Source organism: Marinifilum sp. RC60d5 (genome assembly GCF_052400665.1).
Classification (GTDB): domain Bacteria; phylum Bacteroidota; class Bacteroidia; order Bacteroidales; family Marinifilaceae; genus JBQTGK01.
Window position 1 is genome coordinate 77,344 of the sequence record NZ_JBQTGK010000010.1, and the last position, 19,597, is coordinate 96,940.

Annotated in this window: 17 protein-coding genes and 1 riboswitch; of the genes, 3 read left to right on the forward strand and 14 right to left on the reverse strand. The window is 35.3% G+C overall.

The window, feature by feature from the left end:
• Positions 1 to 161: 161 nt before the first annotated feature.
• Positions 162 to 3,110 carry an FAD-binding and (Fe-S)-binding domain-containing protein gene (locus ACT3CE_RS16090; protein ID WP_444710795.1) on the forward strand — a complete coding sequence of 983 codons (2,949 nt, stop codon included), beginning with the start codon at positions 162 to 164 and terminating at the stop codon, positions 3,108 to 3,110.
• A gap of 87 nt (positions 3,111 to 3,197) precedes the next feature.
• Here the strand turns inward: ACT3CE_RS16090 and ACT3CE_RS16095 are convergent, their stop codons facing one another.
• From ACT3CE_RS16095 to ACT3CE_RS16160, 14 genes are all read right to left on the reverse strand, one after another.
• Positions 3,198 to 4,217, reverse strand: coding sequence for a zinc-binding alcohol dehydrogenase family protein (locus ACT3CE_RS16095; RefSeq protein ID WP_444710796.1), 1,020 nt, complete (start codon positions 4,215 to 4,217; stop codon positions 3,198 to 3,200).
• An 11-nt stretch (positions 4,218 to 4,228) separates the two neighbouring features.
• Complete coding sequence (locus ACT3CE_RS16100; RefSeq protein ID WP_444710797.1) at positions 4,229 to 5,068, reverse strand: amidohydrolase family protein; 840 nt, start codon at positions 5,066 to 5,068, stop codon at positions 4,229 to 4,231.
• Between the two features lie 2 nt (positions 5,069 to 5,070).
• Complete coding sequence (locus tag ACT3CE_RS16105) at positions 5,071 to 5,418, reverse strand: L-rhamnose mutarotase (protein WP_444710798.1); 348 nt, start codon at positions 5,416 to 5,418, stop codon at positions 5,071 to 5,073.
• A 10-nt stretch (positions 5,419 to 5,428) separates the two neighbouring features.
• Positions 5,429 to 6,838, reverse strand: coding sequence for an L-fucose:H+ symporter permease (gene fucP, locus ACT3CE_RS16110; protein ID WP_444710799.1), 1,410 nt, complete (start codon positions 6,836 to 6,838; stop codon positions 5,429 to 5,431).
• A 9-nt stretch (positions 6,839 to 6,847) separates the two neighbouring features.
• On the reverse strand, positions 6,848 to 7,780 hold the full coding sequence (locus ACT3CE_RS16115) for an aldo/keto reductase (RefSeq protein WP_444710800.1): 933 nt from the start codon (positions 7,778 to 7,780) through the stop codon (positions 6,848 to 6,850).
• Positions 7,781 to 7,840: 60 nt separating this feature from the next.
• Positions 7,841 to 8,851: a LacI family DNA-binding transcriptional regulator gene (locus ACT3CE_RS16120; RefSeq protein WP_444710801.1), complete on the reverse strand. Its 1,011-nt coding sequence runs from the start codon at positions 8,849 to 8,851 to the stop codon at positions 7,841 to 7,843.
• An 80-nt stretch (positions 8,852 to 8,931) separates the two neighbouring features.
• The gene (locus ACT3CE_RS16125) at positions 8,932 to 9,495 is read right to left on the reverse strand and encodes a cysteine hydrolase family protein (RefSeq protein ID WP_444710802.1); all 564 of its coding nucleotides are present in this window, start codon (positions 9,493 to 9,495) and stop codon (positions 8,932 to 8,934) included.
• Positions 9,492 to 10,148 carry a TenA family protein gene (locus ACT3CE_RS16130; protein ID WP_444710803.1) on the reverse strand — a complete coding sequence of 219 codons (657 nt, stop codon included), beginning with the start codon at positions 10,146 to 10,148 and terminating at the stop codon, positions 9,492 to 9,494. Before ACT3CE_RS16130 ends, ACT3CE_RS16125 begins: the two co-directional genes overlap by 4 nt.
• On the reverse strand, positions 10,145 to 10,957 hold the full coding sequence (gene thiD / locus ACT3CE_RS16135; protein WP_444710804.1) for a bifunctional hydroxymethylpyrimidine kinase/phosphomethylpyrimidine kinase: 813 nt from the start codon (positions 10,955 to 10,957) through the stop codon (positions 10,145 to 10,147). Before thiD ends, ACT3CE_RS16130 begins: the two co-directional genes overlap by 4 nt.
• Positions 10,941 to 11,621: a thiaminase II gene (tenA, locus tag ACT3CE_RS16140; RefSeq protein WP_444710805.1), complete on the reverse strand. Its 681-nt coding sequence runs from the start codon at positions 11,619 to 11,621 to the stop codon at positions 10,941 to 10,943. Before tenA ends, thiD begins: the two co-directional genes overlap by 17 nt.
• The gene (gene thiE / locus ACT3CE_RS16145) at positions 11,618 to 12,244 is read right to left on the reverse strand and encodes a thiamine phosphate synthase (protein ID WP_444710806.1); all 627 of its coding nucleotides are present in this window, start codon (positions 12,242 to 12,244) and stop codon (positions 11,618 to 11,620) included. The genes tenA and thiE overlap by 4 nt, the downstream gene beginning before the upstream one ends.
• A complete protein-coding gene (gene thiM / locus ACT3CE_RS16150; RefSeq protein WP_444710807.1) occupies positions 12,241 to 13,041 on the reverse strand; it encodes a hydroxyethylthiazole kinase in 801 nt (266 codons plus the stop codon). The genes thiE and thiM overlap by 4 nt, the downstream gene beginning before the upstream one ends.
• A 6-nt stretch (positions 13,042 to 13,047) precedes the next feature.
• Positions 13,048 to 13,749 carry a class I SAM-dependent DNA methyltransferase gene (locus ACT3CE_RS16155; RefSeq protein ID WP_444710808.1) on the reverse strand — a complete coding sequence of 234 codons (702 nt, stop codon included), beginning with the start codon at positions 13,747 to 13,749 and terminating at the stop codon, positions 13,048 to 13,050.
• 118 nt (positions 13,750 to 13,867) lie between these two features.
• Positions 13,868 to 13,966: riboswitch (TPP riboswitch) on the reverse strand.
• A 37-nt stretch (positions 13,967 to 14,003) separates the two neighbouring features.
• Positions 14,004 to 14,339 (reverse strand): hypothetical protein, encoded by a 336-nt coding sequence (locus ACT3CE_RS16160; protein ID WP_444710809.1) that lies wholly within the window; start codon positions 14,337 to 14,339, stop codon positions 14,004 to 14,006.
• Between the two features lie 138 nt (positions 14,340 to 14,477).
• Between ACT3CE_RS16160 and ACT3CE_RS16165 the strand changes: the two genes are divergently transcribed.
• Positions 14,478 to 17,186 carry a DEAD/DEAH box helicase gene (locus ACT3CE_RS16165; protein ID WP_444710810.1) on the forward strand — a complete coding sequence of 903 codons (2,709 nt, stop codon included), beginning with the start codon at positions 14,478 to 14,480 and terminating at the stop codon, positions 17,184 to 17,186.
• 87 nt (positions 17,187 to 17,273) lie between these two features.
• The gene (locus tag ACT3CE_RS16170) at positions 17,274 to 19,565 is read left to right on the forward strand and encodes an ATP-dependent helicase (protein ID WP_444710811.1); all 2,292 of its coding nucleotides are present in this window, start codon (positions 17,274 to 17,276) and stop codon (positions 19,563 to 19,565) included.
• The last annotated feature ends 32 nt before the right edge of the window (positions 19,566 to 19,597 follow it).

The window sequence follows — 19,597 nt, forward strand, 5'->3', positions numbered from 1 at the left end:
TTCCAGTAATCAGAAAGCCAATCTCATTTTTTATAAGAAATGTTAAGGTAAGTTTCATCAGTATCTTGTTTTTGAATCTGGACAATAAAAACATCATAATCATTTCGTATACTTTCGAGTATTATTATTGATGCATCACAGCTATAACTTTTACTTATTCTATGAATTCAACTCAACAAAACAATCGTTTCGCTGTATTACAGGAAAAATTTGAAGGAGAAATTCTTTGCGACTTAACAAGCAAATTGATTTATGCAACCGATGCTTCTGCCTATAAGGTTATTCCTCTGGCCGTTGCATATCCTAAAAATGAAAACGATTTGAAGGAATTAATACAATTTGCCAGCAAAGAAAAATTATCACTTATTCCTCGCGCAGCAGGAACCTCTTTGGCCGGACAAGTAGTAGGTAATGGAATTGTTGTGGATATTTCTAAATACTTTACGAAAATTATAGAACTAAACACCAAAGAAAAATGGGTAAAAGTTCAACCTGGTGTTATTCTAGATGAACTTAATCAATATTTACAGAAATACAATTTGTTTTTCGGACCGGAAACCTCAACTAGTAGCCGATGTATGTTGGGAGGTATGTTGGGCAATAATTCCTGCGGTTCGCACTCGCTAATATATGGAAGTACACGAGATCATACTTTAGAAGTAAGTACAATTTTAAGCGATGGTTCTAAAGTTGTATTTGGGGATTTAAACAAAGAAGAATTTATTAAAAAATGTAATTCTAATCTGGGTTTAGAGTCTAAAATATATAAAAACATTAGAGATATTCTTTCTTCAGAAGAAAATCAGAAATCCATAAGAAAAGAGTTTCCCGATCCAAAAAACAAACGTCGCAATACAGGATATGCAATTGATTTACTAATAAATTCGGCACCTTTTACCAATAGTAATAATTACTTTAATTTTAGTAAACTACTGGCAGGTTCGGAAGGGACATTGGCCTTTACCACAGAAATAAAATTAAATTTGGTTCCTGCTCCGCCTAAAGAAAAAGCCTTGGTTTGTGCACATTTCGATAGTTTAGAAGAAGCTATTAAAGGCAACTTAATTGCTCTAAAATATAAACCCGGCGCAGTTGAACTGATGGATGATCAAATCCTAAAATTAACAGAAGGAAATATTACACAGGCAAAAAATCGTTTCTTCTTAAAAGGAAACCCGGGGGCTCTTTTAATTATTGAGTTTGCCCGCGAAAACATGGAAGAAATAGAATCTTTAGCCACTAAAATGGAGCGTGAATTCAAAAATAAGAACATCGGTTTTCACTTTCCATTGGTCACCGGAGCCAGTAAGATAGCTCAAGTTTGGGATTTGCGTAAATCTGCTTTGGGCGTTTTATCAAATATGAAAGGAGATTCTAAACCCGTTTCTTTAATTGAAGACACATCGGTTTCGCCCGAGGTTTTATACGATTACATTATCGAATTTAAAGATTTAATGAAGAAACATGAGATCGAGTGTATTTTTCATGCACATATTGGCAGCGGAGAAATTCATTTACGTCCTGTTTTAAATTTAAAACTTGAAGCCGATCGAAAAAAATTCCATGCCATAGGTTTAGATTCTGCTAAATTGGTTAAAAAATATCGTGGCTCGCTTAGCGGCGAACATGGTGATGGCCGATTGCGTGGCGAGTTTATTCCAGTAATGATTGGAGAACAAAACTATCAGCTTTTACGCGATATTAAACATGCCTGGGATCCTGATAACATTTTTAATCCCGGCAAAATTGTTGATACGCCAAAAATGAATACCCATTTGCGATACGAAGCCAATCAGCAAACCAGAGAAATAGAAACTTATTTTGATTTTTCTGCCGATATGGGAATTGTTCGCGCCACCGAACGATGTAACGGTTCTGGCGATTGCAGAAATTCTCACTTAACAGGAAAAGGCTTATGCCCTAGTTACCAGGCAAGCCTAGATGAAAACCTAAGCACTAGAGCAAGAGCAAATTTATTTAGAGAATTCCTAAGCAATTCAGACAAAATTAATCCATTCGACTACAAAGAATTATATGATATTTTAGATTTATGTTTGTCGTGCAAGGCCTGCAAATCGGAATGTCCGTCGAATGTGGATATGGCTAAACTTAAAGCTGAATTTCTGCAACATTATTACGATTCCAATCCAATACCTCTTCGTACTAAATTAATTGCAAATATCAGTAAAATTAATAAATTGGGTAGCTATGCTCCTTCCCTTTTCAATTTTGTAAATCAGCATCCTACAATAGGTAAACTTGTAAAAAACAATTTAGGATTTGCTAAAGAAAGAAGCATTCCCAAACTACACAAAACAAGCTTAAAAAAATGGTTTAACAAAGAACATCCTCAAAAACAAAATGGTACGCAAAAATCAGATAAACTTGTATATCTTTTTGCAGATGAATTTACTAATTATAACGACACTCCTATTGGCATAAAAACGGTTCAATTATTAGAAAAATTAGGCTATCAAATTATTATCCCTAAACATGTCGAAAGTGGAAGAGCCTATTTATCGAAAGGCTTCGTAAAAAAAGCAAAATACCTAGCCATTAAAAATATAAATTTTCTTAAAAATCTGATCTCAGAAGAAACACCTTTAGTGGGAATAGAGCCTTCGGCAATACTGACTTTTCGTGATGAATATATTGATTTAGTTCCTGAAAACATGAAAAAAGATGCAAAAACACTAGCTTCGAACACTCTTATGATTGAAGAATTTATTTATCAGGAAATGCAAAATGGAAACATTACCAGTAAACAATTTACAAAAGAGAAAAAGGAAATTAAATTTCATGCCCACTGCTATCAAAAGGCTTTGGCATCGTCTGCTCCAATACAAAAAATACTTAGTTTACCTGAGAATTACTCAGCCATAGAAATAAAATCGGGCTGTTGTGGAATGGCTGGTTCGTTTGGATACGAAAAAGAGCATTACGATTTAAGTAAAAAGGTTGGAGAACTAATTCTCTTACCCGAAGTACGAAAAACTCCACAATCGGTTTTAATTGCTGCTTCAGGAACTTCCTGTCGCCATCAAATTAAGGATGAAACAGAACGGGAAGCCTTGCACCCAGTTGAAATTTTGTTGGAAGCTTTAGCTTAATTTGCACATAAAAAACAGGATATTCCTTTGGGAATATCCTGTTTTAATATTGAGATATTTGAAATTACATTTTAAAATAAGTAATTTTTATTTCTTAACATCAATTACAATTTTAGAAACGATACCAGGATTTTCGTCCCAGAATTTAAATGCTTCTGCAGTTTCATCTAAAGGAAAAATCTTGGTAATTAATTCCTTAAACGGACCTGTTTTTTTCTCGAACATATTAATTACAGAAGGAAAAACACGAAGCGCATTTCTCGATCCCATAACATCCAGCTCCTTGCGAACAATTAGGTTGGTATCTACCTCAACCTGACTTTTAGCATAACCAATAAAAGTCACTCTACCAGCAAAGGAAACCAAATCGATAGCCATTCCGATTGTTTGTGGTAATCCAATTGCTTCAATAACCGCATCAACACCTCTGTTATTAGTTAGTTTGGCAATTTCCTGTTTGATATCCTGAGTCATTGAATTGATGGTATAATCGGCACCAAACTTTTTAGCACGGTCCAATTTTGAATCATCAATATCGGCGACAATTACTGTTGCACCTTTACGATGAGCAGCACATAATGCACCCATTCCAATTGTACCACATCCTAAAATTAAAACGGTATCAATTTCTGAGATTCTAGCACGATTTGCACTGTGATATCCAACACTTAAAGGTTCTACTAATACCAATTCTTCTAATGATAGAATATCGCTTGCAAATACTTTCTCGTAAGGAACCGCAACCTTTTCGGTTAATGCACCTTCGCGCTGTACACCTAAAGTTTCGTTAAACTCACAGGTATTATCGCGACCTTGCATACATGCAGGACATACACCACAATTAGTGTATGGAGATAATGTTGCATTTGAACCAATTTTAATACTATCAGGCACATCGGCACCTTTAGCAACTACTACACCACTAATTTCGTGTCCCGGAATACGAGCTCCAACTACCAATGGCATTTTTCCCCGGTAAGTACTTAAATCACTACCACATAAACCAACATATTTAATGTCTATTAATACATCGGTTGATTTTAGTTCTGGTTCCGATATTGTAACCGGACTCACAACTCCTTGTTTTTCTATTGTATATGCTTTCATTTTAGTATAATTTATATTTTTAAACCGTATACCTTAATGGCATTAGCACCCAATACGGCTTCTTTTTCTTCTTTTTTTAACTTATCGATATAACTAATTACAATATTCATTACCTCATCGTAAGTAGCTGCCAGTTTACAAACCGGCCAATCAGAACCTATCATTAACCTTTCTGGTCCAAATGCATCAAAAATCACATCTAAATAAGGTTTTAAATCTTCGGCAGTCCAGTTTTTCCAGTCTGCTTCAGTCACCATACCCGAAAGTTTACAATGCACATTCGAACACTTTGCCAAATCGCGAATTCCCTGCTCCCAAAGAGTAATTTCACCATTTTTAATATCAGGTTTGGCAATATGATTTAATACAAACACCTGATTTGGAAATTGTTTTACAAATTGAACAGTATTAGGCAAGTGCCTGGCAAAAATCAGAATATCATAAACTAAATTGTATTTCTCTAAATAAGAAATACCCCGTTTAAAATCTTCACCCAAAATAAAAGCGTCGTCAGGTTCATCCTGAATTACGTGACGTATTCCTACCAATTTTGGATGAGAAGAAAATTCTTTTAATTGCTCTTCTATCTTTTCTGATCGCAAATTGAGCCAGCCAACAACTCCTTTCACCACCTCGTTATTATCGGCCAATTCTAATAGCCAACGGGTTTCTTCAAGGCTTTGTCTTGCTTGAACAGCCACTGATCCGTTAAATTGAAGTGTTTCCTGCTCTTTTTGTAAATCTACAGGAAGATGATCGGATTTAATCACTCCCATATTTTCATCCATCCAAGCATATTCTTCCTTACTGTATTTCCAAAAATGCTGATGACAATCTATTTTAAACGCCATAACTACTCTCCCATTTTATAGATTTTCTCCATTAATTGCCATTTTTCATCGGCACTGGCTGAACTGGAACTATTCTGAAACCGAGAAACATATTCTTCCCATTCCGATTGTCTTGGTTTAGTAGCAAGTTCCTGCATGGCTTTGTCGTGATCAAAATCAGCAAGCGTATCCATAATCATGAACAATTGGTTTTTCAACAGATAAATCTCCATATCTAAAATACCAACATCTTTCATGCCCTGAGTAATTTCCGGCCATGCCGCACCAGGAGCGTGAACTTCTTTATATTTTTTTATAAGCTCAGCATCATTTTTTAATGTCAGAGCTTTACAAAATCTTTTAATCTCCATAGTTTTCAGATTAATTCATATGATACTTAACAGTTCTAAATCCGAATATCGCAATTAATACAAAACAGATTAATGGCAATATAAACGAGACATTTACTGCAGGCATTGAAAATACAGTATCCATATCGATAATGGCTGCCTGAATTTTAGGTAAAAATGTTCCTCCAACAATTGACATGATTAATCCGGCTGCACCAAATTTTGCATCATCGCCCATTCCTTCCAGTGCAATACCATAAATGGTTGGGAACATTAAAGACATACAAGCAGAAATTCCAATCAAACAATATAAACCTTCAATTCCTTGCAAGAAAATTGTTCCTGTAGCCAGGGTAATTCCTCCAATAGCTAAATATTGCAGCAATCTTCCCGAGTTAATATACTTTAACAGATAAGTACAAACAAAGCGAGCAATTAAAAAGAATCCCATTGCTAAGATATTGTACAACTGAGCAACATGAGCAGCATAACCAGCCGCCAAACCATTTGTTGCTTCGCCCGACATTATGCTGTTAGCAGCATCCTGAGAAAGGAATCCCATACTGTTCATTATACTTAACCATCCACTTTGTAAATGATCTGGAGTTAGTCCATCGCGCATAAATATTCTCTGTCCGTACTGAACAATAAATGTCCAACACATAATCTGGGCACCTACATAAAATAACTGAGCAATAACACCTTCTCTGTATTTAGGAATGGCAAATAACTTTTTAAGAGTACCGAATAAATTCATACTGCGATCTGCATCTTCACTTTTAGGCATTTTCATTAAAGCAATAACCACAAAAACAGCAATAATCACCAAACTGATGTAAATATAAGGAGTGCTTAATATTCCAAGGTCATGAGCTTTAACCGCTTCAAAATCGGCTGCAGAAAGCTGAGCACGCTGGGCCGCATCTCTAACATCTAATTTTGCCTGAATAACAGTGGTAGCCACAAACATACCTGTAAGCGATCCCATCGGATTAAAGGCTTGAGCAAAATTTAATCGTAAAGTTGCTGTTTCCGAGTCGCCCATTGAAAGAATGTACGGATTGGCACTTGTTTCCAGAAATGACAAACCACATGTCATCACAAAATATGCAATTAAAAATGGATAATACATTCCAATTGCTGCTGCTGGCATAAACAATAAACCACCCGTTGCATACAATCCTAAGCCCAAAAGAATACCCGATTTATAAGAATATCTGCGAATAAATAAAGCTGCAGGAAAAGCCATTGCGCCATATCCACCATAGAAAACAACCTGTACCCAGGTTCCTCCACTTGCTCCCATATTAAAAATACGCGAGAATGCTTCAACCATTGGGTTTGTAATATCATTGGCAAATCCCCATAAGGCAAAACAACTGGTAATAAGAATAAATGGAATCAGATATTCTTTCGAAATTACTTTTTTCTTAGTTTCCATATTTAAGATTTATGAGTTCTCCCATGTTAAACGGTGAACTGGTTTCAGGATTTCTTTAACATCTTCTAAAAGCTCTAAGTTAATAGGTTCGTTTGCCCATTTAATATTCTCCAAAATATTTTTTGGTTTTGCTGAACTTACTAAAGTAGTTGTAATATCAGGATGAGCAATAGAAAACTGAATAGCTAATTTTTCAATTCTCTTTCCTTTACTTTCGCAAAAATCTGCAGCTTTTTTACAGGCATCTAATAATTCTTGTGGCGCTGGATGCCATGCTGGTGCACCTCGGTGAGATAATAATCCCATGCTTAATGGCGATGCATTAATTACTCCAACATTATTTTCTTTAAAAAATGGAACATAATCCAACAAAGCATCATCGTTAATAGAATAGTGACAAAAGGAAAGAATTGAATCGACAACTCCTGGTCCCACCTGTTTAATTACTTTTTGTAATAAATCTAAAGGAAGTCCGGTAATACCAACATATCTAGCTTTTCCCTGCTCTACAATTTTCTGCAAAGTTGGAAGAGTTTCATTAATCACCTGATTAACATCACTAAACTCAACATCATGAACATTTAAAATGTCCACATAATCAACATTCATTCTTGTTAAACTTTCGTCGATACTCTCCATTGTTCTTTTAGCCGAATAATCCCAGTGGTTTTCGTTATTAAGACCAAAACGCCCCACTTTAGTAGACAGGTAATAAGAAGAACGATCCATTGTTTTTAAAGCCTTTCCTAAGACAGTTTCAGCTTTTGTATATCCATAATATGGCGATACATCAATAAAATTCATTCCATTATCAACAGCAACGTGCACCGTTTTTACTGCTTCGCTCTGATCGATATCATGAAACACACCACCCAATGAAGAAGCTCCAAAACTTAAAGTGGATAATTCCATGTCTGTTTTACCTAATTTTCTTTTTTCCATTTTATTATAATTTGTAGTTTATTTTATGCATACGTGTGCACAAGTGTGCAAATTTTTTATTTATGATGATTCTCTTTCAATTAAAGAGAAATCGAATACAGATGAATTGTTTTTAGTTGTTGAATTTTCCAATTTTATTCTGCTTAAAAGAATTCGAAAAGATGTTTCTGCTAAATCTTCTATGGGTTGTTCCAAAACTGATTGTGCTGGCTCCACCAGATCACAAAATCGTTCATTAGAAATTGTTAGTAAGCCCAAATCCTGTGGAATATGGATTCCCATTTGTTTACACTCCTTTAAAATTCCTGCTGTCAGAATAAACGAATCTACAAATAAAGCATCTGGTTTTTCCTCTTCATCCCATAGCTGCTTTAACAAAAAAGCTCCATCCTGCTCTTCAAATTCTTTTTTAATTTGTAAACTTTTGTGAAAAGATAAACCTAATGCTGCCAATGTATCTTTGTATCCTTTATTTCTCTCACCAAATACATTTATTTCGGTATTTCCTGTTAAGTGAGCAATTCTGGAAAACCCCTTATTTTTTAAGTACTTCACAGCTCTGGCAGCACCCTTATAGTTATTAACCTCTACTTTAGGAGCATTCACATCTTTACAATAACGATCGAAAAACACCAATGGAATTCCATAATCCATTAATCGATTAAAATGTGCTCCTTCTTTTGTATTTATTGATATTGATGCAATAACACCACCTACTCTGTTTCGAATTAGAGTCTGTACAATTTCCTGTTCCAGTTCATAGCTTTCTTTGGTCTGAAAAATAGATACTGTAAAACCTTCCTTACTCGCATGATCGGTTAATAAACTTACAAAACGAGCAAAAATCTCATGACTAATGTTAGGAATTATAATTGCTATGGTGTTTATGGTACGATTACGCAGATTTAGCGCATTTTGGTTTGGCTCATATCCCATTTTTTGTGCACAATCGAGAACCTGCTGTTTGGTAGTTTCACTAATTCTACTATCGCCACGTAATGCTCGCGATACAGTAGTATGGTGAACCTGAATTTTCTTCGCAATGTCTTTTATGGTTACTTTTGTCTTCATATCACATGATTTGTGCACACGTGAGCAAAAGTAGATCTTTTATTTGAAATACCAAGAAAATTATTGGAAAAATAAAAAGGCTAAATCCATTTTATGAAATCGTTTGTACTGATAACACGAGCAAATTCGCCATGTAAACTGGCTAAAGCTGTATCATGAATTAGTTGTGCCGAAAACTTTTCACCCTTAACGCCAATTTTATCAAAAGTTGCCGTGGCATCGCCAATTAAATAAGTTTCATATCCAAAATTACCCGCCATTCGTGTTGTTGTAGATATACAATGATCGGTGGTTAAGCCCACAATCACCAACTTTTTTATTCCATTACTATCCAGTTGTTCTTTTAAATCTGTACCAATAAATGCCGAATTTACATTCTTCTTTATAATAATCTCTCCAGCCCGCGGTTGGGTCAGTTCTAAAAATTCATTGCCTGAATTCTGAGGGTGTAAAGGAGATTCCTCAGTAGTTGAACAATGTTGAATATGATACAAAGGCCATTCATTCTCTCGCCAAATTTCCAGAATTTTTCCTGCATTCTCTTCTGCCTGCAAATTATTTCTTCCTCCACCCCAGTACGCAATATCATTAAATCCTTTTTGAAGGTCGATTAAAAGTAAGGCTGTATTCTCTGATATTTTCATGATTCCTGATTATTAAATAGCATTGATTCCTGAAATACATTTAATTCATGTTGTGTAGCTAAAACAAATGCTTCAATCATCTTATTTTTATTGCCTGAAAATACAGAATTTCTCTCAACTATTTCAATAAATTGATTGGTGTAAAATTCATATTCTTCTCCCACATAGGTATCTATAAATTTTTGATATGGATTATGATCCACATTCTGTTCTGATATACTGCTTCCCACAGCAGCATAAATCCAAAAACAAGGTAGCAAAGCAGCACAGGCCACTTCATAAGTTGATTCTTGAGAATGCTTTAACAGAAAGTCAGAATAATCAGCGAAAGCTGGTGACTGATTATTAACCTCCTTCAATTTATAATAGGATAAATATTCTTCTCTTACTATTTGTTCAATCTCCAAACCATCTGTTTGTAATTTTTTAAAAAAAGATTTATCCTCATTTGTGATTGCCAGATGACATAAATTTCCAAGAGCTTCGGCATCTTTTTTCAGATACAAAACATCCTGAGTTAAATAGTGAGCAAAACAAGCCTGAGACAAAGTTCCTGCCGCCAGTTCGGAAACAAAAGGGCAGGAAGTTATTTGCTTACAAATGGGATTTGCAAATTCCCAAATTTCTTGTGTAAAAGGCCCTGCAGCTTTCATTGTTTCCAATATTTATAAAAATGATTTACAGGTCCGTGGCCATCTCCAATTTTAAAATTGGCACCAGCCAAAATCGCTTTATCAATATATTTTTTTGCTAAACCAGCTGATGATTTTAAATCGAATCCCCTGGCCAAAAATGCAGCAAATGCCGATGACATTGTACAACCTGTTCCATGTGTATTTTGCGTATCTAATCTCTGCGATGCCATTTCCATAATTTCTTTATCCTCAAAACTATAAAAAATATCAATCAATTTTTCCTCGCTTAAATGCCCTGCTTTTAATAATACCGAAACACAAAATAAATCTGCTAATTCTTTAGCACAGGAAAACAATTCCGATTGATGCTCAATTTTTCTTCCCAATAGAATTTCTGCTTCAGGAATATTAGGTGTAAGCACACGAACTCTGGGAATTAATACTTCTTTAAGCGTATCAATTGCATCGGTTTGAAGCAATACATCACCCGAAGTTGCAACCATAACCGGATCGAGCACTATATTTTTGATTTCATATTTATCTAAAGCTCTGCAAACCGCATAAATTGTTTCTGAAGAATGTAACATGCCAATCTTTATGGCATCGGCACCAATATCGGAAAGTACCGATTCAATTTGTTCCTGCAAAATATTATTGGGAACAGGATGCACATTTGTCACGCCCAAAGTATTTTGAACTGTAATGGCTGTAATTGCTGTACTCGCATAACATTCACATGCCGAAATGGCTTTTATATCGGCCTGAATCCCTGCTCCTCCACCCGAGTCACTTCCTGCGATAGTTAACACCCTATTGTACTTCTTCATTGTATTCTAATTTTGAATTCACACTCCATTCCTCTCTTTTATAAGCACTATCCCAAAACATCCATTCCATTTTCGATGCCAGCACAAAAGAGTCTATCATTTTATTCTGCACAACTGGTGTAGCTTGGCCTGCTAATTCATTACAGATATTAATTGCACAATGAACGGCCTGATTAAATTCTTCGCTTCCATAAGTATTAATCCAGTTTTGATAAGGATTCTCTTGTGAAAATTGATGCGCGAGAATATAATCCCCAACTTGTTTATAAATCCAGAAACATGGCAATATTGCTGCTACCGCCTCCTCAATAGGTGCTGTAGCTAATTGTTTGTGAATAAAACAAGTATACAATAAACAAGAAGGAGAAGCCTCAACAACACTTTCTAAATTATTTACATAAGACCGATGAAGAGCCTGTTCCACCGCCACAGTATCTTTAGCAAAATTTAAAAATGATTCACGATGTTCGGCTTTTTCTAATTTACAGGCAATACCTGCTAACACTTTCCCAAATTCGGCCAAATACAAAGAATCTTGTTTTAAATAGAATTTGAATGTTTCCTGATTCAAACTACCATCAATTAATTCCTTTAAAAAAGGCAAATCTAAAATTTGAACATAAATCTCATTAATCGATGCCCATGCTTTCGTACTCCAATTCATTTTTCTATTTCCTTTAATAATTTACTAGCTGCAACTTGAGGATTATTACTGGAAATAACAGCAGAAACAACGGCAATACCATCGGCACCAGCTTTACATACAGCATTTGCATTTTGCTGGTTAATTCCTCCAATTGCCACCATCGGATGTCTTGAAAAGGATGCAATTTCTTTTACGCCTTCCAACTCCAATGGCATTGCAATATCACTTTTTGTTTGAGTAGAAAAAACCGGAGATAAACCAATATAATCAACATCTAAATTATTGGCTTCTTTTGCCTGTTCAATATTCTCAACCGACAAACCAATTATTTTATCAGTCCCTAAAATATTACGAGCCTGTTCATAAGGCAAATCGCTTTGCCCAATATGTAAACCATCTGCATTAACAGCCAAAGCAATATCTAACCTGTCGTTTATAATTAAAGGTACTTTATATGACATCAGAATTTTCTTGATACGAAGTGCTAAATCATAAAAATCCCTTGTACTTGACTCTTTATCGCGAATTTGAACCATACTAACACCACCTTTCACGGCAGCCTCAACAATTTCTTCAAGTGGTTTGCCCTTAGCCAGTACTTTATCTGTTACCAGATATAATTTTAAATCTTCCTTTATCATGATAATTTACAAATTGCCTGTTCAATTTCCACTGCCGATAAATTATAAAGGCAATCCAAAAAATGCATTTGCATGCTCCCTGGACCATCTGATTTAGCCGTTGCTAATTCTCCGGCAATTCCCATAAGCAGCATGGCATTGGTAGCTGCCTGAAGCGAATTTTTATTGCACGCTGCAAATGCACCTATAACAGCTGTGGCCGTGCATCCCATACCTGTAACTTTCTCCATCATAGATGTACCAAACTCAACCGATTCAAGTTTGTCACCATCGGTTATGTAATCTACCTCGCCACTAACAACAATCACACATTTAAGTTTTTTTGCCAAAAGCCTAGCCGAATCGATAGCAGAGCTTGTTGATGCAGTACTATCGACTCCTTTTGTGCACATTTCCTGATTTACCAAAGCCATAATTTCCGAGGCATTTCCTCTTATGATATTTGGACTGCAGATTTTTATTAGTTTATGTGCCGATTCGGTTCGATAAGGAGTTGCTCCTACTCCCACAGGATCAAAGACAATCGGAATGTTTCTTTCGCGAGCTTTTAGACCGGCTATAATCATTGCCTCAAACCAATTTTTCGATAAAGTTCCCATATTTAACACCAAAGACGAAGCAATTGCAGCCATATCCTCTACTTCGTTTATAGCATGCGCCATTACGGGCGAAGCTCCTATTGACAAAAGTGCATTTGCCGTATTATTCATCACAACATAATTGGTGATATTATGCACTAATGGAGAGTTTTCTCTAATTCGTTTCAGATTATCAATAATTTCTTTTGGATTTTTCATTTTTCCTTAGTTTTTAGTGGCACAAATTGCTACATAATCTCCACAATCGTATCCTTCAATAGGTTCTTCGGCAAGAGCATTAGAATACAAAGGATGTTTGGTTAAGGTTTGTGCAAATTGCAGATTCTTAAAATTTGCATTTTTTATCATTTTTATCTTCTCAGCAGTAGTTCTCCAATTGGCAACTTTTACCAAGTCAATAGGGTAAGGATCTCTTGGCTGAACACCTCCCAGCAATTCATGATCCCAGCTCCCTACAGCTTTAGCCAGATTATACAAAACACCATAAGAACTCTCTTTAGGCACATCTATTACAACAAGTTTTCCTCCCAGACGCAGTGCTTCATAGGCTTTGTTGAGTGCTTTCTGCAAATCGGTAATATAACTTGGTGTGCCATTAAAAAGAATGGTATCATAATTCTCTTTCTCCAATTCCATTTCTTCAGCTGTCGTAATACTTACCTTCAAGCCTCTTTTGCGGGCTATTGCTGCCATTTCTTTGGAAGGCTCAATTCCATTTTTTACCAAAATACCAAACTCCTTTTTCAATATGTTTTCAAATAAACCACTTCCGCAGCCCACCGAAAAAACCTCTCCAGCATCTTTTAAAAAGTGAGCTACCAATTTTACTTCGGAGTACAAAACGTTTTCGTTTTCGAGAAACCATGCATCATAGTCCGATGCATATTCATTAAATTTAGAACTCATTTTATCGATTTTATACAATTAATTATTTACTAATTATCTGCACACCAAACGATTCTAAACAAAAAAAACCGTTTCGTACATAACGAAACGGTTCAATCTATATAAAAACTAAAGTTATATTTCAGATGAGTCGTTTCCCTACGCTACTATTATGCAGATCAGGTTAAAGGGTAAAATCTCAGCCTGAGTATAATCTCAAGCACCCCTAACGGTAAAACAAAGGTATAATTATTTTACAAAATAGTTCAAATCAATTAATAATATCCATGAAGAAAATACTTTGCCGGATCTTTCCAGATTTCGTTTCTATATTTAGCATTTTCATGAATTGCTGCAGTTACATGCAAATCAACACCAATTATTTCCTGTCCTATAGTAAACGATTCTCTCTTATATTTTAAATCACCTAAACGAATTTGTTTTTCACTATTAAGTGATTCAAACAAGAATAAATCAGGTTTTTCCTGATTGAATGGAGCATTCTCTTTTTTAAATTCTTCCCACAATTTAAAATAATCGCCTTTTTTTTGCTGAGCAAACAAAGAAGAAGTAATAATCAACAATATTAAAACACTAAATATCTGTTTCATAATATTCTGAATACATAAAACAATTAACTCTCAAGTTAATAAACATATTTACAAGCTAAATGTAAATTAACTTTTTTTATCAACAAAAATAAAACAAAGCACATTTACTTTAACTTTGCAGATTCACACAATAAAATCATGCAAACAATACAAGAAATACTGGAAATTTATACTGGACGAATTCTGTCCACAAAAAAATTACCTGCACGAAAAGCCTCTTTTGCTGCACTTCCCGAGGAAATGAATTCTGAATTAAAAGAGTGCATTCAGCAAATGGGATATGAGCAATTGTATTCACACCAAGCTGAAATGTATAATCGTGCAATACAAGGCAAATCAGTGGTTATTACCACAGGCACTGCCAGCGGTAAATCACTTTCTTTCTATCTTCCGGTAATACAACGAATTCTTGAAAATCCCAGCCGAAGAGCTCTTTTTATTTATCCTACCAAAGCACTCACGAAAGATCAACTTCGAAATATAGTTGAATTTGTAGAGTATTTTGGCAAACATCGCATACAAGCAGGAATTTACGATGGTGATACTCCCGCATCGGAACGATCGAGAATTCGCGAAGAAGCCAATATTATCCTTACCAATCCTGATATGATTAATGCAACTTTTTTACCTAATCATAACCGATATGGATTTCCTCACCTGTTTGCTAATCTCGATTTTATTGTAATAGATGAATTACATGCCTATCGCGGTGCATTTGGTTCGCATGTATCGAATGTAATGCGTCGCTTGTTGCGAATCTGCAACTACCATGGCAATAAACCACGTTTTTTATGCAGCTCGGCAACCATTGCCAATCCTGCCGAACTGGCCGAAAATATATGTCATCAGCCCTTCGAACTAATTGATCAAGACGGATCTCCGGCTCCTGAAAAAGAAATTCACTTCTGGCAACCCGAATACATAAAAGAAGCACAACGAAAAAGATCGGTTACCGAAGAATTAAAAGGTCTTCTTCCCGATTTAATTGAAAACTGCATCCGAGTAATTACTTTTTGCATGTCGCGGCGCGAAACAGAAGTGGTAACCAAAGAATGCAGAGATATTCTAGCTCAGGATCCTTTAAAATTAGGTCCCGATTTCTCAGATAAAATATCGGCTTACCGAGGTGGATACACCCCTTTGGAAAGAGCCAAAATTGAGAAAGATCTGGTAGAAGGGAAAATATATGGTGTTGTTTCTACATCGGCACTGGAATTGGGTATTGATATTGGGGCTTTAGATATGGTTGTAATGGGTGGATTTCCAGGAACACGAGCCAGCTTTTGGCAACAGCTTGGGCGAGCCGGACGAAAAGGAAACAAAGCTCATGCTGTTTTAATGCTAAAAGAGAAACCTATGGATCAATATGTAGGTATGAATCCAAACTGGTTACTACAGTCGAAATCGGAAAATGCTGTAATTGATAAGAACAATTTATACATTCAATTGGCACACATAAGAGCAGCCTCGGCCGAACTGCCATTAAGCATTGATGATATTGCCAGCTTTCCAGATCTGGGAGAGATCATTCCTCTTCTGCAAAAAGAAGGAGAATTGAGCGAGCACAATGCTCAATATCAATGGAGTGGCCAAATATCACCTGCCCATGAAATCAGCCTGAGAAATATCACCAGCGATACCATTAAAATTGTAGACCAGGAAAAAGAGAAAACAATTACAACAGTAGATCTGGTTCAGGCCAAAAAAGAATTCTATCCGGGAGCCATATATCTTCACGACAGTGTACAATACAAAAGTTTAGATCTTGATTTGGAAACAAAAACTGCCTGGGTAAAAGAGGTAGAATCGAACTACTATACCGAACCACACAAACCTGGAACAATAGATATTTTAATGGAGCACGAGCAAAATGAGAAACATCGTATCTATTCTTGCTTTGGCGATGTTAGAGTTAGCGTACTGGTTTCGGGCTACAAAATGATTCAGTTTAATAGTCATCAGAATTTGGGATATGAAGGATTACAACAAATTTTGCAAACTCAAATGGAAACAGAAGCTTGCTGGATACAAATTCCCGATAATGTAGTACGTGTTTTTGTGGCTACAGGAAAAGCACCCAGTTTAGAACCTCCAAAACCAATGGGAGAAGACAAAAGCATTCCCCGTTTCGACTACACCGAAGGCTTGGTACATTGCTTAAAAGCAGCTGCTTCTATGCGTGTAATGGCTACTCATTCCTATTTAGGTGGCGATGTATTTGGTTTTGCTCACCCAAAATCGCATCAGCACAAACATGCTATTATTTTATTCGACGAATATCCCGGAGGATTGGGTTTCTCGGAAAAAGCCTTTGAGTTTATTGCCGAAATTATTCAAAGTGCAGGAAATCTGGTAAAAAATTGCTCCTGTAAAAATGGATGCCCTGCCTGTGTTGGCGATCATAGAATAAACAAACACCTTATTTTATGGGCACTACGATCGTTCTACAAAGAACTCGAATTGCCCCAAAATATTCACATTGATGGATTAACAAATTTTAAGAATACCAACAATTTAAAATTAAATTGGAATTTAATAAAAGAAAACTGGCATGAGGTACTAAAACGATTTGAAAAAGAAAACTTATTTGGAAGTAGATTCCTAAAACAAAGCAGTGATATTGAAATTAAGGATTCAAAGCTAATTTTATACTTTGCAGACAGTAGTTTAAAATTAGCTCAAAAACCTGATGTTATTGAAGGAATTAAATCTGAGCTTGCAAAAATAGTTGAACTGCCTGATGATTTTGAACTTCTGCTTCGCGCCGACAATGGAGAAGTTAACCTAAAAAATCGATTGAAATTGCAAAGAATGATGAATAATGGAAAAGGCTTCCTTAACAATTAAGATTTTAATAAAATTTATAATTTTAAAAATAATACATATCAGATAAATATTCTGGACATTACGAGTTTTAAATCATATTTATAAAGATTGAGTTTTAAAAACCTACATAGAAAATTTAAGAATACCGAGTTCTCGGATAAGGAATTTGATCCAATAAGTGCCTTCGAAACCGAAGGCACAAAGGAAAATACCTACTTAATTCCAGAGGAACGCTTTAGCGAACCTATTGCTGATTATTCTGAACTTTTAGCAGAAGTGAATTCGCTTAATTCGGCACTTGCAAAGGCATTGAGTAATTTAAATTTATATCAGCAACAAGCCATTTTTTCGAAAGATAAAAAACTACTTTTAAGTGCAATGGTAGGAAGTGGTAAAACAACAGTATTAACCTACAAAATACTCTATCTTCATTTTGTAAAAAGAGTTCCTTTATCGCAAATGGCTGTACTCACATTTACCAATAAAGCTGCCCGGGAAATAAAAGAAAGAATTCTATCTTTTTATACACAAAGCGTTATTCCTGAGAGTACAGAACTAAGATATTTTGGCACTTTTCACTCCATAGCACGCCAATTAATAAAAGAGCATCCCATGTTGGAAAAACTTGGTTTTACCAACTCCTTTTCCATTATGGATCAGGAAACAAAAGATGATTTTTTGCAGCGACTAATCCTTAGCAACGAATTAGACATAAAATATCGTAACAAACTTGATAAACGACTGAAACTATATAAACACGAAAAGCAGATTTTATATGGAAACATGAAAAATACAGATGATCTGCCAGAACTTTTAAAACTATCGCAAAAAGAAAAACAGACTAATAATTTAATGGATTTTGATGATTTGATATCTGTAGCCAACTGGTTGTTAAAGCGACAACAAATCTTTTTACCCGATTGGATTGTTATTGATGAGTTTCAGGATTGTAATGAAGATCAGCTACAGCTTATTAATTATTTAAGCAAAGAAAACACTCATTTCTTTGCCGTTGGTGATCCAAACCAGAGTATTTATGCATGGAGAGGAAGTACCAATAAAATTTTTCAGCAATTTGTAGAGGATCTTTCTTGTAAAATTATGCGATTACCTTTTAATTATAGAACTTCGGGCAGATTGCTCGAAGCTGCAGCAAGTTTATTGCAGCACGAAGGCAATAATTTACATGCTACTCGCCCAAAAGGGAATAAACTGATCATTAAAAATCATTTCGATGATAATCAGGAAGCCTACTACTATGTTCAAAAGTTTAAAGAATTACACAAACAGGGAGTCCCCTTTGAAGAAATAGCAATACTTTTTCGCACACGTCAGCAAATTGCAATTTTCGAATCTATTTTCGAGATGGAACACATTCCCTGTCAGGTGATTCGAAAAATTTCGCTACGAGAACAAACAGCCTTATTCTGGTTGCAAAAGCTCTTGCTATCAGCACTTCATCCTAACGATATAGATAGTATTCTTCAGGTTTTTACTTCAACAGATTTTGGGTGTTTAAAATCAGGAAAAAGAATGCTTACTAAATTTTATAAATTTAGCGAGGCAACAGAATATAAAACAAAACTAGAAGCCTTTGCAGATTTTCTTAAATGCAAGTACCCTGAACATGAACAATATATTATTCTGGCTTATCAATTAATACAATTCCCTTCCTTTTTACAAAATAAAAAACAAAAGGATATATATGATTTCTTAGCTCTTGATGTATTTTTAAAGCCAACATCGGTTCATTACAAAGAATATTCTACTGATATTAAAAATGCACTTTATGAGCTAAATTATTACTCAAACAAAAATTATTTTGGAAATTGGCTCGAAATTTATCAGGCCGCTATGAGCCAGGTTAACCTGGAGGGACATTTTCAAATTAACACGGGGCAGGATAAAACAACAAAAGGAGTTCATTTATTGAGCATACATACTGCAAAAGGACTCGAATTTGATTATGTATTTTTAAGTGGTGCAAATACTGGCATTATTCCACTGGAACGCAAAAAAGCAGCCTACGATCATTTAAAAGAAGAAAAACGACTACTTTTTGTTGCTTTAACCCGCGCCCGAAACCATATTGAAATTTCGTGGCATACACAAAGCAATGCCTGGAATGCACAGGAAGGCCCTTCTTATTTTCTAAATTCGATACCCAGTTCTCTGATTGAACGAATTGAGAATAATACAGAAAAGAATGTAACTAAGAATATCAAAAAAGAAATACAAAATCGTTCGGAAGAGAAATGGACTAAAGGAAGTAAAGTAAAACATCCAAAATATGGAAAGGGAATAATTGTATCATGTAATAATCAGGACGTAGTCTGTGATTTTGGAAAGTTTGGTGAAAAAAGTTTTGCCTCTGCCTGGGCTCCGTTGATAAAAATATAAATTACAATTCTCTAAAATTAATAAATAACAAT

Excerpts from the sequence above, each read along its gene's own strand:
- ACT3CE_RS16090 (WP_444710795.1), top strand. The coding sequence starts at position 162 with ATGAATTCAACTCAACAAAACAATCGTTTCGCTGTATTACAGGAAAAA.
- ACT3CE_RS16095 (WP_444710796.1), bottom strand. The coding sequence starts at position 4,217 with ATGAAAGCATATACAATAGAAAAACAAGGAGTTGTGAGTCCGGTTACA.
- ACT3CE_RS16100 (WP_444710797.1), bottom strand. The coding sequence starts at position 5,068 with ATGGCGTTTAAAATAGATTGTCATCAGCATTTTTGGAAATACAGTAAG.
- ACT3CE_RS16105 (WP_444710798.1), bottom strand. The coding sequence starts at position 5,418 with ATGGAGATTAAAAGATTTTGTAAAGCTCTGACATTAAAAAATGATGCT.
- fucP (WP_444710799.1), bottom strand. The coding sequence starts at position 6,838 with ATGGAAACTAAGAAAAAAGTAATTTCGAAAGAATATCTGATTCCATTT.
- ACT3CE_RS16115 (WP_444710800.1), bottom strand. The coding sequence starts at position 7,780 with ATGGAAAAAAGAAAATTAGGTAAAACAGACATGGAATTATCCACTTTA.
- ACT3CE_RS16120 (WP_444710801.1), bottom strand. The coding sequence starts at position 8,851 with ATGAAGACAAAAGTAACCATAAAAGACATTGCGAAGAAAATTCAGGTT.
- ACT3CE_RS16125 (WP_444710802.1), bottom strand. The coding sequence starts at position 9,495 with ATGAAAATATCAGAGAATACAGCCTTACTTTTAATCGACCTTCAAAAA.
- ACT3CE_RS16130 (WP_444710803.1), bottom strand. The coding sequence starts at position 10,148 with ATGAAAGCTGCAGGGCCTTTTACACAAGAAATTTGGGAATTTGCAAAT.
- thiD (WP_444710804.1), bottom strand. The coding sequence starts at position 10,957 with ATGAAGAAGTACAATAGGGTGTTAACTATCGCAGGAAGTGACTCGGGT.
- tenA (WP_444710805.1), bottom strand. The coding sequence starts at position 11,621 with ATGAATTGGAGTACGAAAGCATGGGCATCGATTAATGAGATTTATGTT.
- thiE (WP_444710806.1), bottom strand. The coding sequence starts at position 12,244 with ATGATAAAGGAAGATTTAAAATTATATCTGGTAACAGATAAAGTACTG.
- thiM (WP_444710807.1), bottom strand. The coding sequence starts at position 13,041 with ATGAAAAATCCAAAAGAAATTATTGATAATCTGAAACGAATTAGAGAA.
- ACT3CE_RS16155 (WP_444710808.1), bottom strand. The coding sequence starts at position 13,749 with ATGAGTTCTAAATTTAATGAATATGCATCGGACTATGATGCATGGTTT.
- ACT3CE_RS16160 (WP_444710809.1), bottom strand. The coding sequence starts at position 14,339 with ATGAAACAGATATTTAGTGTTTTAATATTGTTGATTATTACTTCTTCT.
- ACT3CE_RS16165 (WP_444710810.1), top strand. The coding sequence starts at position 14,478 with ATGCAAACAATACAAGAAATACTGGAAATTTATACTGGACGAATTCTG.